The sequence below is a fragment of the Pseudomonas sp. Pse35 genome, from assembly GCF_024519715.1.
GTDB classification, from domain to species: Bacteria; Pseudomonadota; Gammaproteobacteria; order Pseudomonadales; family Pseudomonadaceae; genus Aquipseudomonas; species Aquipseudomonas paracarnis.
In genome coordinates this window covers 82,533-99,666 of the sequence record NZ_JALJRP010000022.1, presented here as the reverse complement: position 1 = coordinate 99,666, position 17,134 = coordinate 82,533, and the positions used below count along the sequence as shown (strand labels likewise).

Below are 17,134 nucleotides of genomic sequence, written 5' to 3'. Positions count from 1 at the left end.
CAAAAGTAAGCAAAACGCTCTTGCCCCACCACTCGGCACCTCGCTTAGGCTCGGTGTGCCCGTAATCCGCCAGTGATTTGGGGGGCCGCCGCCACGCGCCATCCATGGCGCGGGGCGGCTAAACCGGCATCCCTGCCGGTTTACCCCCCAAATCCCTGTCGAATTCCGGCCAGCGTGGTTTAACGGGGCGCCTAAGATCAAAAGCAGATCAAGAGCGGCTCGCTTCGCATCGTGGTTACCGTTGAGCTAACAGAGTTATGTAGATACCTATGGCTATCGCAGGCAAGCCAGCTCCCACATTATTTCTGTGTACGCGTCAGGTCTCGCATGCGTTGCAGTACGGCATTCAAGCCATTGCTGCGCGACGGCGATAGTTGGCGCGACAGGCCCAGTTGATTGAACCAGCCAGGCAGGTCGACCGCTTGCAATTGATCAGCCGACAACCCATTGACCCGTGCCAGCAGCAACGCCACCAACCCGCGAATCATCCGTGCCTCGCTGCTCGCAGCAAACTGCCAATGGCCATCCTGCAAGCGCCCCACCAGCCACACCAGGCTTTCGCAACCTTGCACCAGGTTAGCATCGACCTTTTCGTCATCAGCCAGGGCGGGCAAGCGTTCACCCCATTGCATCAGCATCCGTGCGCGCTGCTCCCAGCTGCCCACGGCCTGGAAGGCTTCCAGCGCGGCTTGTGCCTCCAGCGGCAAGCTCATCGCAGCATGTCCAGCGCCTGGTCCAGCGCTTCAAAAAAGCGTTCCAGGTCGTCGGAATCGTTGTAGAGCGCCAGGGAAACGCGGATAGCGCCTGACAGATGCATTGCCTTCAACAATGGCATCGCGCAGTGATGACCGGCACGCACTGCAATGCCTTGCTCGGTCAGCAGGTGGGCGAGGTCGGCGTTGTGCACGCCCTCCACCACAAAACTCACCAGCGCCACCTGCGGCGATCCCAGCACGCGCACGCCATTGCGTGCCTTAAGCCCACGCAGCAGGTAGTCATGCAGGGCGGCTTCGTGGGCGATCACCGCCGAGGCATCCAGCGAGCTCAGGTAATCCAGGCTCGCGCCCAGGCCGATCACGCTGGCAATCGGTGGGGTGCCGGCTTCAAAGCCCAGCGGCGCGGGGCGAAAGCTGGCGCTGTGGTAGTCGGCCTGTTGCACCATCTCGCCGCCGAACTGCCAGTGGCGCAGGTGGTGCAGGGTCTCATTACGGCCATACAGCACGCCGACGCCGTCCGGGCCGTAGAGTTTGTGGCTGGAGAACACGTAGAAGTCGCAGCCCAGGGCCTGTACGTCGTGGCGGCCATGGACGATGCCTTGGGCGCCGTCCACCACCGTGAGGGCGCCATGTGCCTGGGCCAGCGCCAGCAAGGCTTGCAGCGGCTGCCAGGCACCGAGCACGTTGGACAACTGGCTCACCGCCAGCAGGCGCGTGCGCGGGCCAATCAAGCGGGCCGCGGCGTCCAGGTCGATTACGCCTTCATCGTCCAGGGGTAATACCACCAGCGTGAGCGCGCGGCGTTTGGCCAATTGCTGCCAGGGCAACAGGTTGGCGTGGTGTTCCAGGGCGCTGATGGCAATCTCATCGCCCGCATTGAATAAGTGTTCCAGGCCATAGGCCAGGAGGTTCAGCGCAGACGTTGCGCCGTGGGTAAACACAACCTGCCCGCTGTCACCTGCGTTCAACCACTGCGCGACCTTGCTGCGGCTGTCTTCAAAGGCCTGGGTAGCATGGGCCCCGGGCAAATGCTGGGCACGGTGCACATTCGCTGCGCCATTGGCGTAGTAATGATTGATGGCATCCAGCAGGGCTTGGGGTTTTTGCGTGGTGGCGGCGCTGTCCAGATAGATCTGGTCTTGCCGTTGCAGGGTGGCGATGGCCGGGAAGTCGGCGCGCCAGGGGGAGGGCACAAGCATGGTGATCAAGACTCGTATAAGCGGGCCGCCCCCGAGGGTGCGGCCCGCTAGTGGCATCGAGTGGCTGCTTAGTTGTGAGCGTGCAGCGCTTCGTTCAGTTCGATGGCCGATTTGTGGGTTTTACACTCCACGGCACCGGTCTCGGAGTTACGACGGAACAGCAGGTCCGGCTGGCCAGCCAACTCGCGTGCCTTGACCACCTTGACCAGTTGGTTCTGCTCGTCCAGCAGGGCAACCTTGGTGCCGGCGGTGATGTAGAGGCCCGACTCCACGGTGTTGCGGTCGCCCAATGGGATACCGGTACCGGCGTTGGCGCCGATCAGGCAGCCTTCGCCCACCTTGATCACGATATTGCCGCCGCCCGACAGGGTGCCCATGGTGGAGCAACCGCCGCCCAGGTCCGAGCCCTTGCCGACGAATACGCCCGCCGATACGCGACCTTCGATCATGCCCGGGCCTTCGGTGCCCGCGTTGAAGTTGACGAAGCCTTCGTGCATCACGGTGGTGCCTTCGCCCACGTACGCGCCCAGACGGATACGTGCAGCGTCAGCGATACGCACGCCAGCCGGTACGACGTAGTCGGTCATTTTCGGGAACTTGTCCACCGAGAACACTTCCAGCAGGTCGCCACGCAGGCGCGCTTCCAGTTGGCGCTCGGCCAGTTCATTGATGTCGATAGCGCCCTGGCTGGTCCAGGCCACGTTCGGCAACTGCGGGAACACACCGGCCAGGCTCAGGCCGTGGGGCTTGACCAGGCGATGGGACAGCAGGTGCAGCTTGAGGTAGGCCTCAGGCGTGGAGGTCAGTGCGGCGTCTTCGGCCAGCAAGGTCGCGACCAGCGGCGTGTGGCTTTCAGCCAGGCGGCTGAGCAGGGCGGCCTGGGCAGCATCGACGCCTTTGAGCGCGTCGGCCAGTTGCAGGGCCTGGCTCACGGTGAAGGTGATCGCCTGGTTGCCTTCGGTGTAACCGAGGATCGGTGCGATGGCGGCAACGATTTCAGCCGACGGGTTGAGCAAGGGTTGTGCGTAAAACACTTCCAGCCAAGCACCTTGGCGGTTCTGAGTGCCGACGCCGAAGCCCAGGCTGAACAGGGAATTGGACATGCTGTTACCTCTACAAAAATGGAAGGCTGGCCTACTTGAGGGCCGCCGAATAACTATCTGGCTTGAAGCCAATCAGGGTTCTGTCACCGAGATCGAGCACCGGGCGCTTGATCATCGAGGGTTGTGCGAGCATCAATTCAATGGCTTTCGACTGATCGAGATCGGCTTTGCGTTCGTCTTCGAGTTTGCGAAAGGTGGTGCCCGCACGGTTCAAAACCACCTGCCAACCGTGCTCATTGCACCATTGGGTCAAGTGTTCGCGGTCGATACCGGCCGTTTTGTAGTCATGGAACTCATAGCTCACCCCGTGCTCATCGAGCCAGGTGCGCGCCTTTTTCATGGTGTCGCAGGCTTTGATGCCGTAAAGCTGTAAGTACCTGATTTCATTGGGCATAAAATCCTCCCCAAAACTTCCCCAATATCCCCTGAAAATTCAACCACCAAGTATGCCACGTCCAGAGCCGCTGCGGTGAAGGTGATAAGGGGTGTCAGCAGGCTGATGGTGACAGGGCGACATCAGGGAAATTAGGGTCTGAAGAAATATACTTGTTGCCTTATCGTTGTTATGTGTCATATTTTGACGACATATCCGTTTAAGCTTGAGGCACAAATGATCCACTCCTACGGGGCGAGCAACTATTTTTCCTTCAAGGAAGGCTTGGAGGTTTCATTCGAACTCTCTGCCAAAACTCCTTCTAGTGTTTCTAATGGGAAGAGAGTTTCTACTGTCCTAGGTGTTAAGGGCGCAAATGCCTCTGGCAAAACGAACGTCCTTAAAGCAATTGAGTTTATTTCGAACTTTGTTACAGAGTCATTTAATCTGGATGAAGACGAAGAGCTGGGATTCAGGAGCTATTTTAATAATGATAAGGTCAGTGAGTTTTATGTCGACTTTGAAATTGAGTCTGTCAGATATTCATATGAGTTAACAGCAAGGCCGGATAAGGTTGTTCGTGAAGCGTTGTATAAGAAAATGCAGCGTAAAACTCTTTTGGTTGAGAGGAAATTAAATACTATTGTTAAAAGGGTAGCAGAGTTTTCTACGCTTGATGTGATAGAGCTGAAAACAAATGCCTCGCTTGTTTCTACAGTGTTAAAGTACAAGCTAAAAGGTGTGTCGGAAGAGTTTGCAAAGATAGCTGGCGTATTCTCGAATATATCGGGCAATATGACTAATGTTGGAGTCGTTGCTGATGAATTTTTATTTACCAGAGAAAGCGTCTCATCTTTTTATGCGGAAAACACTGATGCTTTTGAATTTGCAAAGAAGATTATCACGAATAGTGATCTTGGGATAGACGATGTAGTACTTAGATCTAGGGAGGACTCTTCGGGGAAGACAGAGTATTTTCCTATTTTTCGTCATCCAGTAAGTAGTACATCTGAATTCGTCTATCTCACTTCGTACGAACAATCTAGTGGTACGATGGCGTTATACCGCAGGTTGGGTATTTATTATATAATACTGCAGCGTGGCGGGCTATTGGTGATGGACGAGTTTGACCAGAATTTTCACCCTATGCTACTTCCTCAACTTGTTAATCTGTTTCAGGATCCATCTAAAAATGTCAATGGTGCGCAATTCATATTCACCGCGCATAACTCTGATATTATAGATTATCTAGGGAAGTATCGAACAATTCTTGTGTCCAAAGAAAATGGCGAAAGTTACTGCTACAGGCTTGATCAGATTCCAGGTGATTTGCTCAGAAATGATAGGTCTATTGCCACATTGTACCGAGAAGGTAAAATTGGCGGAGTTCCTCGTATATGAGTAGGAAGTCGAAATTTAAAAATAATAAGGCAACCTCGTTTCTCGAAACGCTACCAGTAATTAGTGTGGAGGGCTGCGGGCTTATCGGTCGCTGCAAATTTAACTTTTCTTACTTGGATTTAAGTCAGCCCTTAGCAAAGCCCGCCACCGAATTGGCGGGTGAATTTCTTACCGCTCTGATGGGGAAGCTCAAAAACTACTCCGCGCACCCTCTTCGTTATTGGCTGCACCAACGTGTTGGGGGAGGGAGTAGAACGATTCTTGAGATATATAAAAAATTCCCTGCTCCTTCGGATTTTACCCATCCCGTCTCAGTTCCTCATGATGTTGAATGGGCTAGGTTCAGGATGGAAGGGGCTGTCAGATTGGCGGGCTTTCTAGTTCCATCTTCGTTGAACAATAAACTTTGCGCTGAGAGACAGTATTCTTTCTGCACTAATACGTTTTATGTTGTGTTTGTTGACTTGGAACACGGTTTTTATAAAGGTAAGAATATTTAGTTTCACATGGTTTTATGCCACGTCGATCCACTCAGCGCCTCGGCTGTCGCGGTACAGATCCGTCATTGTGGCCGAACGGTGACCGAGTAGTTTCTGGGCGTCACGGCCTTCAAGCTCATGAAGGCGTGCAGCCAGCGAGCGTTGTTCGTGAAAGGACGGTGGCTGGCGCCCAAAACTTATGCCCAGCTTCGCGCCGGCCTTGTCGCGCGCTTCGGCAAATGCAGAGCTCAGCGTGTCCAGCACCAATGGCTGGCCAGCCTTTGCCCGGCCCGAAGCTTGTGCATGGTGCACCAGGTGTTGTGACAGAACGCGGTCGCGGCATTGCTTAATTACGGTGGACAGATCCAGGCCGACCGACTCGAGGCAAAGCGCGGTGCTGATCCGCAGCCTGGCCCCGGTCTTGGACTGAACGACATGAAGGAAGCCGTCGTGCACGTCCTTGAAAAGCATCGATGCTATATCGTCCCGGCGCTGGCCAGTCAGCACCGCCAGCTCCATTGCCCTGCGAAGCCATGGTTTCTTGGCTTCCTCATAGATTGCCTTCCACAGTTCCAGCGTCAGCCGTTCGCGCTTGATGCTCACCCGCGCGGCCTTGGTCACTTCGACCGGGTTGGCGTCTGCCCAACCTCGCGCCTGAGCCTCGGCGAACACGTCTCGCAACAGCGAGCGCATTGCCCTGGCCATCTGCGCCTTTCCCTCTTTGGCCATACCAGTCAGGTAATCGGCCACATCCATCGTTGTGATGTCCTTAATCCCCTTCGAGCCGAACACCGCCGCCAGTCGGTTTATCCGCATTCCCACGTTTTTGTTGCTGCTGGCTGACAGCTTGCGCTCGGCGAACAGTTCGCGGTATTCGTCCAGCCATTCCGAGAACAGTTTTCCAGGCGCTGGCGCCGGCGTGCTCATGCGCTGTGCAAGCGTTGGCTTGATGGCGTCTGCATGGTTGGCGGCGACGGCCTCAAGGATCGCCGCCTCCTTGTCCCTGCCCAGGCCGAATACGCGACCACTGATTGGGTCGCGGTAGGTGTAATAAGTGACGCCGTTGCGGGCGTCGGTCTTGCGGTAGAGATTGGGCGGAAGATCCTTTGACCCGGTGTTACGCGGCCTGGGCGCCATTGCGTGCTCTCTCTATTCTGCTGATCAGGCTCCCGCCGACGATCCGAGCGGGCTGTTGATCAGGTTCTTGGTAGTGGGCGTCGGACTCTACATAGTAGTTGCGCCCGTGCTTGACCGGTACCGGCGCGATTCGGCCCTCTCGGGCCCATTTGCGCAGGGTGTTGGGGCTTGGCGGCGTCTTGAACTCGGCCGCCGCCCATTCATCCAGGGTGACTTTGCTCATGGGTTACTCCCGCCGCCCACCGTGGGCCGCGCTGTCTTGATGATGTGGATTGCCAGGCCAAAGCTGATCAGCAGCCAGGCGCATGTGCCGGCGAAGGCGTAGAGCAGTGCCTCGATGGTGCCGGTTACCAGAAGGTCAGGCCCGGCCCAGAAGAACCAGCCGATGGTTCCTACCAGGTACAGCAAAGCGCCCAGCAGTATCAGGGTGAGTTTCATAGCGAACATGGGGTGTCCTTGCCGCGCTGGGCGGCAGAAGGTGGGTTAGGGTTTGGCGGGGAACCACTCGGTGTCGTATTCGAACTGGCTCACCAGCTCGACCGAGAGGTGCGGGATCTCCCGCTCGAATCGCAGTGTCCCGTAGTGGTGATCGACGAAAACCTTCGCTTCTTCGATGAATCGCTCCTTGAAGATGCGCACCAGATGATCGGCCGCCTGCTCGAAGTCTTCCTCGCGGTAGTTCCCCTCTGCGAGGCCGCCACGGCACACGCGCCAAACACAGCGCTTTGGCTGGGCTTCCGCCGCCTTGATCTTCCCGGTCATTTGGTCGCGGGCGTATTTCATCTGGTCCAAGGTGAGTGTTTCGACCCAGGCATCGGTGCCGATGCTTTGCTTATGGCCGAACTCGCATTTGATTTCAGGCATAGGAATCCCTCGCCCGCCGCTCACCGGCAGGCATGTAGGGGGATTGGGGTTAGGCTGTTGCGTCGGTCGCTTCGGGGGACCTCTGCCATTCGATGACATCGGCGCCGAAGTCAATACGGGTGAAGTCGATAGCGCCGAATTGCCAGTGGTAGGTGAAAGGCAGTTGGCCGGGTCCACGCTCGCATCGCGCCAGGACCGTTCCGCAGGAAAGGCGTAGATCTATCGTCTGGTGGCCTGGGTCTTCATCTGGATCGGCATCTTCCCAGTTGCCCCTGAGCTTTCGTACCGCATCGACCACTTCGTCGATTTCGAACTCGCCGCGACTCGATCCGACGATGCCCTTAATCTGGTGGATTCCTGTTTCCCACCGATCCTTGCGCACTACCTTGCCGTCCGCTCGGATTTCGTAGTCCTCGACTTTGGCATCCCGGAACTCGGGCATGCGGAAGTCTCGCTCGGTGACTTGTCTGCTCATGGCCTCGACCCCTTGTAGATGAAGACGTAGGCGAACCAGAGGGTGGCGATCGTGGCGTCACCCCATCAGTTTTGTATTTGGTCAGCCGCCACTTGGTGTTGTTGCTCTGGCTGTGGTCCGACTCGACCAGGCCTTCGCGCTTCATCAGTTCCAGCTCGCGGCGGATCTGCTTGGTGGTGAACGGCTCGATATGGAGCCGGAACCACCAGGTGCAGAACCAGTTATCTCGGGAGCCTCCGGCGCCGCTCATGTACGTGGTGATGCGCTGGCGCAGGCTTGATTCACTTTCTTCAGGCATACCGGTTCCTTGCCGCTATAGCGGCTGACTTTGAAGGGGGAGGGGTTACATCAAATCAGTTGTGCCAGTGCCAGCAGGCCCCAGCAGTAGGCGGGGAGTTGGGTCACCATTGGTCACCAGCTTTCATTGCTGCGTCGACCTGCGCGTCAAATCTGTCTGCATGGAAATACAGGACGTCTCCGCCGTCAGTTACCGAGGCTTCCTGCAATTTCTTGAGCCGGTATGAAGTCGCCTTTTGAAGCCACCGGTATCGAGCCTCGACACGCTCCAGCACATCTGCCCGCTCATCCGCTGCGGTCAGGCGCTGTTGCAGTTCCTTCTCCCGGCGCTCCGAGGCAACGGCGCGCTCGGCGGCGTCCAGAAACAGGCGGGTCAAGTTGTCGAAGTCTGAGGCCCGCACGCACAAGACGTTGGATGCCTCGTGGCACCAGAAGCTTTTTACCTCGCTCATACAGCCTCCCTCGTTACCAGATCATGGGCATCCACAACGGTCATGCCGAGCTTCTCGGCGATCAGGACTTCCAGCTTTGCGCCCTTTGAATGCTCCCAGCCGGGCAGGGTGGCCACGGTGTCGCAGTCCATCAGGGCGGCAATGTCGCGGCGCATACAGTCGGTCCAGGTGCCGCCTTCTGGGTTTATCTCGGCGGGATTGGTGACTGTGTGGCCGCTGGCGCGCAGACTGGCGGTCATGCTGTGGAAGGTGGGGAAGTTCAGCCCGGGCAAGCCGCTCATGGGCCCGCTGAGGTAAATTCGTTTCACGGGGAGTCCTTGCCGGGCCATGCCCGGGGTGTGGTGCTACGATGGCCCCTTCCTCTAAATGGGCTGGACCATGACCAAGCACGATATTTACGATGAGATCGAAGGCTTTCAGGTTTGGAACTACATGGAGTGCGACAAGGACGATGAGGGCCGGGAGACCTGGCGAATCAACGTCGAGGTGAAGCGCGGTAGTGAAGTGGTGGTGCCAGCTGTTGCTGGTGACCGAGCCTATGTTGACCGTGGCCTGGCGCAGGTGGCTGGGCGTGAGGTCGGGACCAGGTTGATTGCTGGCGTGATTCGTTGATATGGGGTATTACGGGTGACCGGCATGGAGCCGGATCAAGGAGAGTCAGATGAGCAATCAGGCACAAATCGACGCACTGGAACATCTTTTGATCGCAGTACTGAATAGCTCTATATCAACAGGCGTATCAAAAGATTTTCTGATTCAAAATGCACAAGGTTCGCTGTTGGGCAGCGATGGGCCAGGAGGGCCGCAGCAGAAGTCTGAGGCAGTGAACTACCTCAACTACATCGCTACCCGGCTCAGGTGATCCCTGTGTAAAAAGAGTGCGCCACGAGTCTTCAGATTGCGGCGCGCTTTAGCTGCTCGGTCAGTTGCGTCGGAAGGCCCCGTAGCGTCAGCGTTCCGCCTTCTTCGTCAAACTTGATCTTGTCGCCCAGCAGGTGCGCCTCGAAGCTGATCGACATACCCTCAGCCCGCCCGGTGAAGCGTCGGAATTTGTTGAGCGTCTTTTTATCCGGCGGCAGGGTGTCAGAAAGGCCGTAGTCCTTCGCCTTGATGAAGTCGTAGAAGTTCTTTGGTCGGTCTTCGTCGATAAGGCCCGACAGCTCGTCCAGCGTGATCGGCTCGCCCAGCTTGGCCTGGGCCATTGAGTAGCTGACCAGCGTGTGTGTCTTCTCGCGTGCCGACTCTTCCGGCAGATCCTCGCTTTCAACAAAGTCGCTGAACGCCTTGAGCAGCGTGCGTGTTTCGCTCGGGCCGTCAATCCCTTCCTGGCAGCCGATGAAGTCTCGGAAGTAATCATTGATCCTGCGGCCCTGCTTGCCTTTGAGGTACGAGATGTACTGCTTCGACTGCGGGTTGCTTTTCCATTCACTGAGGTTGATGCGCGCCGCCAGGCGGATGTGGTCCAAGTCGAGGCGCTTGATCGTCAGCAGGCTGAGTTCCTCGGTCATGGTCACCGCTTCGGTTTCCTGCACCAGGGCGATAACCAGGTAGTCGGTCATGCCTTGCTGATAGTGGCAGAAGAGGGCGTGCCCACCCGTGGTGAGGTTCGATTCTTCCATGAGCCTGGTCAGGTGCTCGACGGCTGTGTTGCTGAACGCTAGGAAGTCGGTTACGCCGGCCATGTACTTGCCGAGCCAGCCGCTGAATGGGAAAGCGCCTGACTCGTGATGGAAGAACCCCCAGCCCTTACCAGCGGTGGCGTTGTAGCTTTCGTTAAGTTGGCTCATCAGGTCGTCGCGGGCCTGGCTTTCGACCTGTTCGGATGAGCTCAGGAACAGCACAGCTGGGCTACCGTCGGGCTTCTTGTCGATCTTGTGGATGACGCTATGGCGTACAGGCATTTCGTTTACCTCGGGTAGGCGCCGCCCTCCGGTGGCCGGTGGTGGCAATTTGGTTTCAATTGGGGTATTAGAAGTTACGGCATAGGGGCCGCGGAGAAATCTAATGAAGACCGGTAATATTTTCAGAAACATCACTTTGACTGATGTAGACGTAGCAGTATCTGTCCCCAAAGGCGCGGACATTGATTTCGATATGGAAGACGTAACAATGACGCGCGGTAAGACATTTTATGAGGAGCGGGATGAGCCAAGCCTCGTTGAACAAATCGGCCTTCCATCCGATACGCCTCCCGAACTGTTAGTGGATCTGGTCCAGAAACTCGCGAACATTCCGGACTCACAACAAGCAACGCGCTTTGATATGATTAAAAAATCAAAGCTGTGGTCGTTTATCGAAAGATCGGCCAATGCATCCTCTATTATTCAAGGCCTTCTTGCCGGAACTGCGGCTGCCTTCGGCGCACCAACCGGACTTTAACCGCCAGCGGCAAAGCCGACGTCTCTGGGTGATTATTTTACTCATGGGGTGTCGGCGAACTTGAAGCCGTTCTCCTGGGCGATCAGCGTCACGCGCTTGATGTGCATACGCAGGTTCTTCGCTGCCACGCTGGCTACGATGCCCTTTGCTGCTTCGGCGCGTACGGACGGTGCCAGCTTGTCGCGTTCTTTGCGCAGGCGCTCATGGTGAGCCGTGGTGCCGTTGAAAGGACCATCGACGCCAACACCGTTCGGGATGACCTGGGCTGTCTTGCCTTAACCGAAGAATGCGTCCAGCTGCTGGTTAAGCTCGTCGATGATCGAGCGCCGTGGATCCGGCATTGGTTCGCCGATCATGGCTGTGCACCGTAGTAGGCGAACAGCACAAGCAGCGCCGAGAACCCAGCCGTCCAGCGCACCATCCGCCAGCCGAATCGCTTCGACGTGGCCTTGGCTGCATTGAAGAAGTCAGCGTTGCGCTCGAGCTGGTCGGCGTACTGACATGCGCCGTCGTGGCCGGTACGTGCACCGCGGGAAACGCCTGTGGAGCGCTCCACCACATCGAACAGGTTCTTGCCGAGCGGCACCACGTTGAAGCGCGGCACCTTCACTGGCTGTTCGCGACCGATCTTCATGTACATCTCCGAAGTGGAAAGCGAAACACGTTCCCGCAGGGCCTGCAGAACGGCTTGGCTTTGTTGGATGGCTGGGTTCATGCCGACTCCTTGGTTGTGGTTGCGTTTATTCGTCAGCACCCTGACCGCCTGGTATGTGCCGGTGGGCCCAGGGGAGGGTGCTGGCGGGGAAAGGCCAGTCGTAAAAAAGCCCAGTCGAAACCGGGCTTTCAGTGCGCTTCGTAGACCTCCCTACGTCACGCGGTAGACGCTGTGGCGTCTAGGGTTCGTTGTGGTTCACATGGCTGCCAATCCTCCGCTTGTTCGCTCACTGGGCTGGCAGTGGCTACCGTTCTCTAGGCTTGTCGGATGCAGGTGGCCGGCGCGTGCCGGGTGTTCGTCCGCATCGGAGATCGCTCGAATCTGGCTGGCGAGTAAACCGTCTTCGCCGCGTTGTTCGTCGCTCTGGCTCGGGTAAAGGTGGCCACCCTGCTATCTCGGGGCAGCCAGCCGAGCGATCTCCGATGCGGCCTGGTGCTGGGGAGTACCAGGGGCTCGGGCAGTTATCGACAGGCTGTCGTAGACCGACGATTGAGCCGGTTGGTCTGAGCGGCTATCCCTTTATGCGCTTGGGAGTCCAGCGGCCGGTTAACCCCGGTCAGGATTCTTGGGGCGATCTAAGCGATGAGGCTTGGACGTTCCGCCTGGCGAAGCACTCGAACCTGGGCCGTGCGCCGCTCTGGTGCCCGGCGGTCACGGCGCATGGCGTCATCACCGATCATTGCGTGCATGGCGATCAAGGCCGCCAAGGTGAAGCACATCGGCGAGATGATCTGACGGCGCATGGCCTCGGCGACCGCCGCTGTCTGGCGGGTCACGCCGAGCTTGAACATGGCGCAGGAAAGCCGCTTTGCCACTGTGCAGGCTGCCACGTCGAATTGGCGGGCAATCTCCTTGGCTGTCTTGCCCTGGGCAGTGCCCAGCAGGTATTGAACCTCCTTTGGCGCAAGGCCGCGTCCGAGATGACCCTTCCATGCGCCGCTGACGATTGTTGCTTCCATCAATGTGACTCCCGGTTGGTTTCCCGTTAGGCCCTGCTACCAAGGCCTATCGGTGAAACCCCCGGCCACGCTACTGGCGTCAGACCGGGGTTGTTGCTTCATCGGTGTTGGCCAGTTACCCGCCGCTGATTGCAGGGTTGGCCTTTCGTCTTCTAGGGTGGGCTTCGAGCTTCCTACGCACAGCGTCAAACAGCATCTGTTCGCCGTGGATCACAGGTCCTTACAACATGCACGCTACAGCTCTGAGTGCCCTGATTGAGTGGGGCAGGGTGCATGAGGTCCGGCGTGCCCAGCCGAAGCTATCGGGCCCGCTAATTCAAATCGCTTGGATCTGGCCGTGACCCGCTACTGGCGGCCGTCACTGGCTTGAATCAAATGTCTCTCCAGCCGCGGGCCTTTCGGCTTGTTCTCCCGCTGGATAACTCGTCTTGGCGATTTACGCTGCACGCCCGGGTCAGTTGCCAACCCTCTGAACCGTTGAGGCCGGTTCATCGCTGCCTTCCATCTGGCCGGTTGTTATCCGGCGATGGTTGAACTATACGAATCCTCATAACCCAGGTCAATACGTTTATGCATAATATTTCCCTCGGGCGTAAAAAAACCCGCTCTAAGGCGGGTTCTGTGGTTCGGCGAAAAACCGCTATAGAACCGATCGAGGCCACTTCGCATCAACCACTCGGCCCACTACCGACCAGGTGTCATCCACCTCAACTGTCGGAAAAGCTGGGTTGAGAGGCTTTAAGTAGGCCTTACCTGAATCCCATATGAATTGCTTGAAGGTGGCTTCATTAGTATCAGTGAGTTTCGCCACCACGTATTGCCCACTCTCTACATCACTACCAGGCGCTACCAGTATCAGCATTCCCTCGCTGAAGCTCATTCCATTGGACGATGTCATAGACGGGCCGCGCACCTTCAGCCAGAAACCGTTTGGCCCAGCCCATGCGTCCGATGGGTGCATCGCTTCAAAGTCTCCCACGCTGAACAGATCCATTGCCTCCGCTGCAACTCCTGCCTGAACCCAGCTGACTTCTGGGTATTCGTAATACCGGTTGGGGCCTGTGGCTGTTTCTATGTTCGAGTCAAAGGCTTCTTCACCTGTCCCGTACATCAGCCACTCAGGAGAAACCTTCAGCGCCTTTGCCAGCTTACCTATCGTCGACATCCTAGGGCTTTCACTCTCCCCAGAAAGGATCCGATTAATCGTTGGCTGTGGAACGGCCGACTTCTTGCCTAGCTGGCTTTCGTTTAGTTCGGCGTCAGCCATTTTCGCGCGAAGGCGCCCAGCGATATCCATTACTCACCAAATATACGAATGCGGATTATGAGAATTCTATTGCATGGCTCAATGCATATTCGTATGATTTGTCATGCAAAACCTCATAGGATTTTTTTCATGACAGTTCAAGAGATGTTGAATCGACTTTTCCAGCTCGGGCTGTCCCAGACAGAAGTGGCTGAACGTTGCGGCACTACCCAAGCAACTATCTCGCGCGCTGCGAACGGCACGATGGTGGGTTACAGCACCGGAAAAGCCATTGAGTGCCTTTTGTCTGATCGAGAGGAATCGGCCCGGCGGTCCCAATTACAGGCCGCTGTTTAGTGAGCCGATTATCCGCCGACGTTTGGCAGGCGAATAGAGATTCTGGATCAGCTGTTAATTCATACAGTGCATAGGAAGGGAATAGAGATGATTGACGCGATCGCCCGTTTCTTTAAGCCGAAAGGATCCAGGTTTTCTTTCCTGGACCCTTCGGTCGAAAGAGTGCTGCCAGTCGTTAAGGATTGGTGGCTGATTTCGCGAGCTCAGGATAGCAATGCATGTGCATCGCCCAATTGTGCACGGGATCAAATTCTTCCTTCGTCAGCTTCATCTCGATCAGCTCTTCGTGCAGCAGGACAAGCAGATCAACAAGGTTCAGCTCCTTCACCTGGGAAGGATGCCAGTGATGTTTGTTGAGTGCGTACAACCGTCCGGCCTCGACGGGCTTCAGCTCCAACCATGGACTGGCGTATTTCGTCGCCAAGCGCTCGCAAAAGCAATGCAGCTTGTAAATGCCGAACGCCATGCGCGCCAGTCTCGAGTCGTAGCTCTCATTACTTCGCGGGAGCTTCCTTACCGCCTCGTCCTGGTCGTCGACGCACTTCGCCCACAAAAGTTGGTAGTTGATTTCCTTCGCGTTCATTTGTCTGGCCTCCGAGGCCTTTTCGTGTGGAAGCAAAAAGCTACCACGGATGCGCCGGACACCCATAACGCCTGAATCGCAGGCATAAAAAAACCGCCTGGCAGGGCGGTCCTTTCAACAGCAATAAAACTTGTGGGGCCATTATGAACACACTCGTCGCTCCAAGCAATACCGTCACCATGTCGAGCCGGGAGATCGCTGATCTCACTGGCAAGCAGCACAAGGACGTCATTCGTGATATCCGAGTGATGCGTGACGCTCTTCAGAAAGATGGCGCAACATTGCTCCATCTCCAAGAAGAGAAGGATACGCGCGGCTACACCGCCGAGTTCCTGCTCGACCGCATCCTCACTGAAACGCTGCTGACCGGCTACAGCATTCCGCTTCGCCATCGTGTCGTGACACGTCTTGGCGAACTTGAAAGCGTGTCGCGACACGTAGCTATCCCTCAAACCCTCCCAGACGCGCTGCGTCTCGCGGCTGACCTGGCCGAACAGAACGGCGAGCTTCAGAGGCTCGTTTCAGTGCAGGCACCAAAGGTGGCGGCTATCAAGCGTCTGGCCGCTGCCGGTGGAGCTATCTGCATCACTGACGCAGCCAAACAGCTTGGCGTTGCACCATCACGCCTCTTCTCCTGGCTCGAACAGCACCGCTGGATATTTCGCCGCCATGGCTGCAAGCGGTGGGTTGCATACCAGCCACGCATAACGTCTGGGCACATGACTCATAAGGTCACCGCTTTAAAGCCCGATCCAGAGACCGGCATCGAGCGCGCCGCCTTTGACCCAATGATTACCCCCAAGGGCCTTACACGCCTCGCTGAACTTCTGCAGGAGGCCGCGTAATGGCCGGCGACTGGATCAAATTCGAACTCACCACCTTGGACAAGCCCGAGGTTTGCCAGATCGCGGACTTGGCTGACATCGACCCGGATGCGGTCGTCGGAAAACTGATGCGCGTATGGGGCTGGTTCGACCAACAAACAGAAAACGGTAACGCTCCAAGCGTTAGCAAAAAGTTACTTGATCGTCTGGTTGGCGTTATCGGTTTCTGCGAGCACATGAAATCGGTGGCCTGGATGATCGAGGTGGACGGTGTTATCAGCCTTCCTCATTTCGACCGTCACAACGGCAAGACCGCTAAAAACAGGCTTCTCACGGCAAAGCGTGTGGCAAACCACAAGGCAAGTAACGCAAAAGGTAACGGTTCAAACGTTAGCGGTGCGTTACCTAAAGAAGAGAAGAGAAGAGAAGATCAAAACCCTATCTCTGCGCAGGAGCCTGTCGACCCTCGAATGCCAAGCGAGATGACGCTCGATTGGGTGCCGGACGAAAAGTTACTGACCACCTACGCATTCCACCGTGGCCTGGCACTCGATCTGTTCACCGAAGAGGTGCGCATCGCGTTCACTGCTCACTACGAACCGCAACACCAAGTAAACACCCAGGCCGAATGGGTGAGCATGTTGGTCAAGTGGGTGAACAACGACAAGGTCCGCGCTGCAGCTAACAACGTCACGCCCATTCGACAGAAGAGCGTACCGGCGTCTGAGTTCGACGATGACAGCACTGACTGGCAGAACGGGGTGCAATCGTGATGAAGCAGGTATCCGTCGTAACACAGGGCCTTTGGGCCAACCCGAAGGCAGGCGAGTTCATCTCGGCTGATGAGAGTGCCGCTCCCCAGGACGAAGGCCGTCGTCAGATGGCAGCCGCTATCAACGACCTGTTCACGGAGCTTCGCTTGATCCGTTCGGCCTGGCGTCAGGCCTGGCCTGACAAGGAGACCTATCGCGCCGCCAAGGTTCAGTGGATGCAGGCATTCCTCGACGAAGGTATCCGCACTCAGGGACAGATCGAGTTCGGCATGATCAAGGCCCGCAAGCAGGTGTCCGATTTCATCCCGAGCCCTGGGCAGTTCATCGAGTGGTGCAAGCCGTCGCCCGAAATGCTCGGATTGCCATCGCTTGCGGCTGCTCATCGCGAAGCTGTTCGAAATGCTCACCCAAGCATGGCCGGCCAGGGGAAGTGGTCGCACGACGCGGTATGGCATACGGCCAAAGAGTGCGGATTTGAGAGCCTGAACAAGCTCGACACTGCGCTCAGCCTCAAGTTATTCGAGCGTAACTACACGATAACAACTCGCCGTCTGCTTGATGGATTGCCACTTCAGCCCATGCCCAAGGCGTTGCCGGCCAAGGTTGACGGGCGGATCACCCCAGAAGTGGGGAGGGGAGCACTGGCCGAGCTCCGCGCCCAACTTGCGGGAGGTTCCCGTGGCTGATCGCCTCCTAGCAACGCCCGACCCTCACCTCTATCCATACGCCGTCTTTTGCTGCTCGTTCAAGTTCGACTTGGGCGACACGCCGGACCATGCCCTGGCGCTTTTTGCTGACCGCA

25 protein-coding genes are annotated in these 17,134 nt (G+C 57.1%); 9 read left to right on the top strand and 16 right to left on the bottom strand.

Annotated features, from left to right (window positions below; genetic code table 11):
• Positions 1–299 precede the first annotated feature (299 nt).
• The 4 genes from OC445_RS18800 to OC445_RS18785 all read right to left on the bottom strand — a co-directional run bounded on the left by OC445_RS18800 (position 300) and on the right by OC445_RS18785 (position 3,412).
• The gene (locus OC445_RS18800) at positions 300–713 is read right to left on the bottom strand and encodes a SufE family protein (RefSeq protein WP_054899095.1); all 414 of its coding nucleotides are present in this window, start codon (positions 711–713) and stop codon (positions 300–302) included.
• Complete coding sequence (locus tag OC445_RS18795) at positions 710–1,915, bottom strand: aminotransferase class V-fold PLP-dependent enzyme (protein ID WP_054899094.1); 1,206 nt, start codon at positions 1,913–1,915, stop codon at positions 710–712. The genes OC445_RS18800 and OC445_RS18795 overlap by 4 nt, the downstream gene beginning before the upstream one ends.
• 68 nt (positions 1,916–1,983) lie before the next feature.
• Complete coding sequence (gene dapD, locus OC445_RS18790; protein ID WP_034126827.1) at positions 1,984–3,018, bottom strand: 2,3,4,5-tetrahydropyridine-2,6-dicarboxylate N-succinyltransferase; 1,035 nt, start codon at positions 3,016–3,018, stop codon at positions 1,984–1,986.
• Between the two features lie 31 nt (positions 3,019–3,049).
• Positions 3,050–3,412, bottom strand: coding sequence for an ArsC family reductase (locus OC445_RS18785; RefSeq protein WP_057975991.1), 363 nt, complete (start codon positions 3,410–3,412; stop codon positions 3,050–3,052).
• A 216-nt stretch (positions 3,413–3,628) separates the two neighbouring features.
• Between OC445_RS18785 and OC445_RS18780 the strand changes: the two genes are divergently transcribed.
• Both OC445_RS18780 and OC445_RS18775 read left to right on the top strand, forming a co-directional pair.
• Positions 3,629–4,792, top strand: a complete 1,164-nt coding sequence (locus tag OC445_RS18780) for an AAA family ATPase (RefSeq protein WP_087149543.1) — start codon at positions 3,629–3,631, stop codon at positions 4,790–4,792.
• Complete coding sequence (locus OC445_RS18775) at positions 4,789–5,292, top strand: hypothetical protein (protein WP_125919852.1); 504 nt, start codon at positions 4,789–4,791, stop codon at positions 5,290–5,292. Before OC445_RS18780 ends, OC445_RS18775 begins: the two co-directional genes overlap by 4 nt.
• Positions 5,293–5,304: 12 nt before the next feature.
• Here OC445_RS18775 and OC445_RS18770 read toward each other — a convergent pair whose 3' ends face one another.
• From OC445_RS18770 to OC445_RS18740, 7 genes are all read right to left on the bottom strand, one after another.
• Positions 5,305–6,408: a phage integrase Arm DNA-binding domain-containing protein gene (locus OC445_RS18770; protein ID WP_057975989.1), complete on the bottom strand. Its 1,104-nt coding sequence runs from the start codon at positions 6,406–6,408 to the stop codon at positions 5,305–5,307.
• Complete coding sequence (locus tag OC445_RS18765) at positions 6,389–6,631, bottom strand: excisionase (RefSeq protein ID WP_057975987.1); 243 nt, start codon at positions 6,629–6,631, stop codon at positions 6,389–6,391. The genes OC445_RS18770 and OC445_RS18765 overlap by 20 nt, the downstream gene beginning before the upstream one ends.
• Positions 6,628–6,855, bottom strand: a complete 228-nt coding sequence (locus tag OC445_RS18760) for a hypothetical protein (RefSeq protein WP_262020282.1) — start codon at positions 6,853–6,855, stop codon at positions 6,628–6,630. Before OC445_RS18760 ends, OC445_RS18765 begins: the two co-directional genes overlap by 4 nt.
• 36 nt (positions 6,856–6,891) lie before the next feature.
• Positions 6,892–7,272, bottom strand: coding sequence for a hypothetical protein (locus OC445_RS18755; protein ID WP_262020281.1), 381 nt, complete (start codon positions 7,270–7,272; stop codon positions 6,892–6,894).
• 49 nt (positions 7,273–7,321) lie between these two features.
• On the bottom strand, positions 7,322–7,747 hold the full coding sequence (locus OC445_RS18750) for a hypothetical protein (protein ID WP_054898951.1): 426 nt from the start codon (positions 7,745–7,747) through the stop codon (positions 7,322–7,324).
• Positions 7,748–8,148: 401 nt separating this feature from the next.
• Positions 8,149–8,496 carry a hypothetical protein gene (locus OC445_RS18745; RefSeq protein ID WP_262020280.1) on the bottom strand — a complete coding sequence of 116 codons (348 nt, stop codon included), beginning with the start codon at positions 8,494–8,496 and terminating at the stop codon, positions 8,149–8,151.
• Complete coding sequence (locus tag OC445_RS18740) at positions 8,493–8,804, bottom strand: DUF4406 domain-containing protein (protein ID WP_217880313.1); 312 nt, start codon at positions 8,802–8,804, stop codon at positions 8,493–8,495. Before OC445_RS18740 ends, OC445_RS18745 begins: the two co-directional genes overlap by 4 nt.
• 70 nt (positions 8,805–8,874) lie before the next feature.
• Here OC445_RS18740 and OC445_RS18735 point away from each other — a divergent pair, with 70 nt between their 5' ends.
• Entirely contained in the window at positions 8,875–9,108 is a 234-nt protein-coding gene (locus OC445_RS18735) for a hypothetical protein (protein ID WP_262020279.1), read from the top strand.
• Between the two features lie 49 nt (positions 9,109–9,157).
• Positions 9,158–9,358, top strand: coding sequence for a hypothetical protein (locus OC445_RS18730; protein WP_262020278.1), 201 nt, complete (start codon positions 9,158–9,160; stop codon positions 9,356–9,358).
• Between the two features lie 31 nt (positions 9,359–9,389).
• Here OC445_RS18730 and yejK read toward each other — a convergent pair whose 3' ends face one another.
• A complete protein-coding gene (gene yejK / locus OC445_RS18725) occupies positions 9,390–10,397 on the bottom strand; it encodes a nucleoid-associated protein YejK (protein WP_262020277.1) in 1,008 nt (335 codons plus the stop codon).
• A 103-nt stretch (positions 10,398–10,500) separates the two neighbouring features.
• Here yejK and OC445_RS18720 point away from each other — a divergent pair, with 103 nt between their 5' ends.
• A complete protein-coding gene (locus tag OC445_RS18720; protein WP_262020276.1) occupies positions 10,501–10,875 on the top strand; it encodes a hypothetical protein in 375 nt (124 codons plus the stop codon).
• 352 nt (positions 10,876–11,227) lie between these two features.
• On the opposite strand, the gene OC445_RS18715 is transcribed toward OC445_RS18720, so the two are convergent.
• From OC445_RS18715 to OC445_RS18705, 3 genes are all read right to left on the bottom strand, one after another.
• On the bottom strand, positions 11,228–11,590 hold the full coding sequence (locus OC445_RS18715) for a hypothetical protein (protein ID WP_262020275.1): 363 nt from the start codon (positions 11,588–11,590) through the stop codon (positions 11,228–11,230).
• Between the two features lie 575 nt (positions 11,591–12,165).
• A complete protein-coding gene (locus OC445_RS18710; RefSeq protein ID WP_262020274.1) occupies positions 12,166–12,549 on the bottom strand; it encodes a LuxR C-terminal-related transcriptional regulator in 384 nt (127 codons plus the stop codon).
• Positions 12,550–13,189: 640 nt separating this feature from the next.
• Positions 13,190–13,846, bottom strand: coding sequence for a helix-turn-helix domain-containing protein (locus OC445_RS18705; RefSeq protein WP_262020273.1), 657 nt, complete (start codon positions 13,844–13,846; stop codon positions 13,190–13,192).
• A gap of 18 nt (positions 13,847–13,864) precedes the next feature.
• Here OC445_RS18705 and OC445_RS18700 point away from each other — a divergent pair, with 18 nt between their 5' ends.
• Positions 13,865–14,152 (top strand): helix-turn-helix transcriptional regulator, encoded by a 288-nt coding sequence (locus OC445_RS18700; RefSeq protein ID WP_315986351.1) that lies wholly within the window; start codon positions 13,865–13,867, stop codon positions 14,150–14,152.
• Between the two features lie 175 nt (positions 14,153–14,327).
• On the opposite strand, the gene OC445_RS18695 is transcribed toward OC445_RS18700, so the two are convergent.
• Positions 14,328–14,735, bottom strand: a complete 408-nt coding sequence (locus OC445_RS18695) for a hypothetical protein (protein ID WP_262020272.1) — start codon at positions 14,733–14,735, stop codon at positions 14,328–14,330.
• A gap of 143 nt (positions 14,736–14,878) precedes the next feature.
• On the opposite strand from OC445_RS18695, the gene OC445_RS18690 reads away from it, so the two are divergent.
• From OC445_RS18690 to OC445_RS18680, 3 genes are read left to right on the top strand one after another with little or no spacing between them, the layout of a single operon-like run.
• Complete coding sequence (locus OC445_RS18690; protein WP_262020271.1) at positions 14,879–15,580, top strand: phage regulatory protein/antirepressor Ant; 702 nt, start codon at positions 14,879–14,881, stop codon at positions 15,578–15,580.
• Positions 15,580–16,332 carry a DnaT-like ssDNA-binding domain-containing protein gene (locus OC445_RS18685; RefSeq protein WP_262020270.1) on the top strand — a complete coding sequence of 251 codons (753 nt, stop codon included), beginning with the start codon at positions 15,580–15,582 and terminating at the stop codon, positions 16,330–16,332. The genes OC445_RS18690 and OC445_RS18685 overlap by 1 nt, the downstream gene beginning before the upstream one ends.
• Positions 16,332–17,018, top strand: a complete 687-nt coding sequence (locus OC445_RS18680; protein ID WP_262020269.1) for a replication protein P — start codon at positions 16,332–16,334, stop codon at positions 17,016–17,018. Before OC445_RS18685 ends, OC445_RS18680 begins: the two co-directional genes overlap by 1 nt.
• Positions 17,019–17,134 lie beyond the last annotated feature (116 nt).

Excerpts from the sequence above, each read along its gene's own strand:
- OC445_RS18800 (WP_054899095.1), bottom strand. The coding sequence starts at position 713 with ATGAGCTTGCCGCTGGAGGCACAAGCCGCGCTGGAAGCCTTCCAGGCC.
- OC445_RS18780 (WP_087149543.1), top strand. The coding sequence starts at position 3,629 with ATGATCCACTCCTACGGGGCGAGCAACTATTTTTCCTTCAAGGAAGGC.
- OC445_RS18795 (WP_054899094.1), bottom strand. The coding sequence starts at position 1,915 with ATGCTTGTGCCCTCCCCCTGGCGCGCCGACTTCCCGGCCATCGCCACC.
- OC445_RS18690 (WP_262020271.1), top strand. The coding sequence starts at position 14,879 with ATGAACACACTCGTCGCTCCAAGCAATACCGTCACCATGTCGAGCCGG.
- OC445_RS18685 (WP_262020270.1), top strand. The coding sequence starts at position 15,580 with ATGGCCGGCGACTGGATCAAATTCGAACTCACCACCTTGGACAAGCCC.
- OC445_RS18730 (WP_262020278.1), top strand. The coding sequence starts at position 9,158 with ATGAGCAATCAGGCACAAATCGACGCACTGGAACATCTTTTGATCGCA.
- OC445_RS18770 (WP_057975989.1), bottom strand. The coding sequence starts at position 6,408 with ATGGCGCCCAGGCCGCGTAACACCGGGTCAAAGGATCTTCCGCCCAAT.
- OC445_RS18695 (WP_262020272.1), bottom strand. The coding sequence starts at position 14,735 with ATGAACGCGAAGGAAATCAACTACCAACTTTTGTGGGCGAAGTGCGTC.
- OC445_RS18765 (WP_057975987.1), bottom strand. The coding sequence starts at position 6,631 with ATGAGCAAAGTCACCCTGGATGAATGGGCGGCGGCCGAGTTCAAGACG.
- OC445_RS18680 (WP_262020269.1), top strand. The coding sequence starts at position 16,332 with ATGAAGCAGGTATCCGTCGTAACACAGGGCCTTTGGGCCAACCCGAAG.
- OC445_RS18710 (WP_262020274.1), bottom strand. The coding sequence starts at position 12,549 with ATGGAAGCAACAATCGTCAGCGGCGCATGGAAGGGTCATCTCGGACGC.
- OC445_RS18735 (WP_262020279.1), top strand. The coding sequence starts at position 8,875 with ATGACCAAGCACGATATTTACGATGAGATCGAAGGCTTTCAGGTTTGG.
- OC445_RS18700 (WP_315986351.1), top strand. The coding sequence starts at position 13,865 with ATGCGGATTATGAGAATTCTATTGCATGGCTCAATGCATATTCGTATG.
- OC445_RS18755 (WP_262020281.1), bottom strand. The coding sequence starts at position 7,272 with ATGCCTGAAATCAAATGCGAGTTCGGCCATAAGCAAAGCATCGGCACC.
- OC445_RS18760 (WP_262020282.1), bottom strand. The coding sequence starts at position 6,855 with ATGTTCGCTATGAAACTCACCCTGATACTGCTGGGCGCTTTGCTGTAC.
- dapD (WP_034126827.1), bottom strand. The coding sequence starts at position 3,018 with ATGTCCAATTCCCTGTTCAGCCTGGGCTTCGGCGTCGGCACTCAGAAC.
- OC445_RS18705 (WP_262020273.1), bottom strand. The coding sequence starts at position 13,846 with ATGGATATCGCTGGGCGCCTTCGCGCGAAAATGGCTGACGCCGAACTA.
- OC445_RS18775 (WP_125919852.1), top strand. The coding sequence starts at position 4,789 with ATGAGTAGGAAGTCGAAATTTAAAAATAATAAGGCAACCTCGTTTCTC.
- yejK (WP_262020277.1), bottom strand. The coding sequence starts at position 10,397 with ATGCCTGTACGCCATAGCGTCATCCACAAGATCGACAAGAAGCCCGAC.
- OC445_RS18750 (WP_054898951.1), bottom strand. The coding sequence starts at position 7,747 with ATGAGCAGACAAGTCACCGAGCGAGACTTCCGCATGCCCGAGTTCCGG.
- OC445_RS18720 (WP_262020276.1), top strand. The coding sequence starts at position 10,501 with ATGAAGACCGGTAATATTTTCAGAAACATCACTTTGACTGATGTAGAC.
- OC445_RS18745 (WP_262020280.1), bottom strand. The coding sequence starts at position 8,496 with ATGAGCGAGGTAAAAAGCTTCTGGTGCCACGAGGCATCCAACGTCTTG.
- OC445_RS18785 (WP_057975991.1), bottom strand. The coding sequence starts at position 3,412 with ATGCCCAATGAAATCAGGTACTTACAGCTTTACGGCATCAAAGCCTGC.
- OC445_RS18715 (WP_262020275.1), bottom strand. The coding sequence starts at position 11,590 with ATGAACCCAGCCATCCAACAAAGCCAAGCCGTTCTGCAGGCCCTGCGG.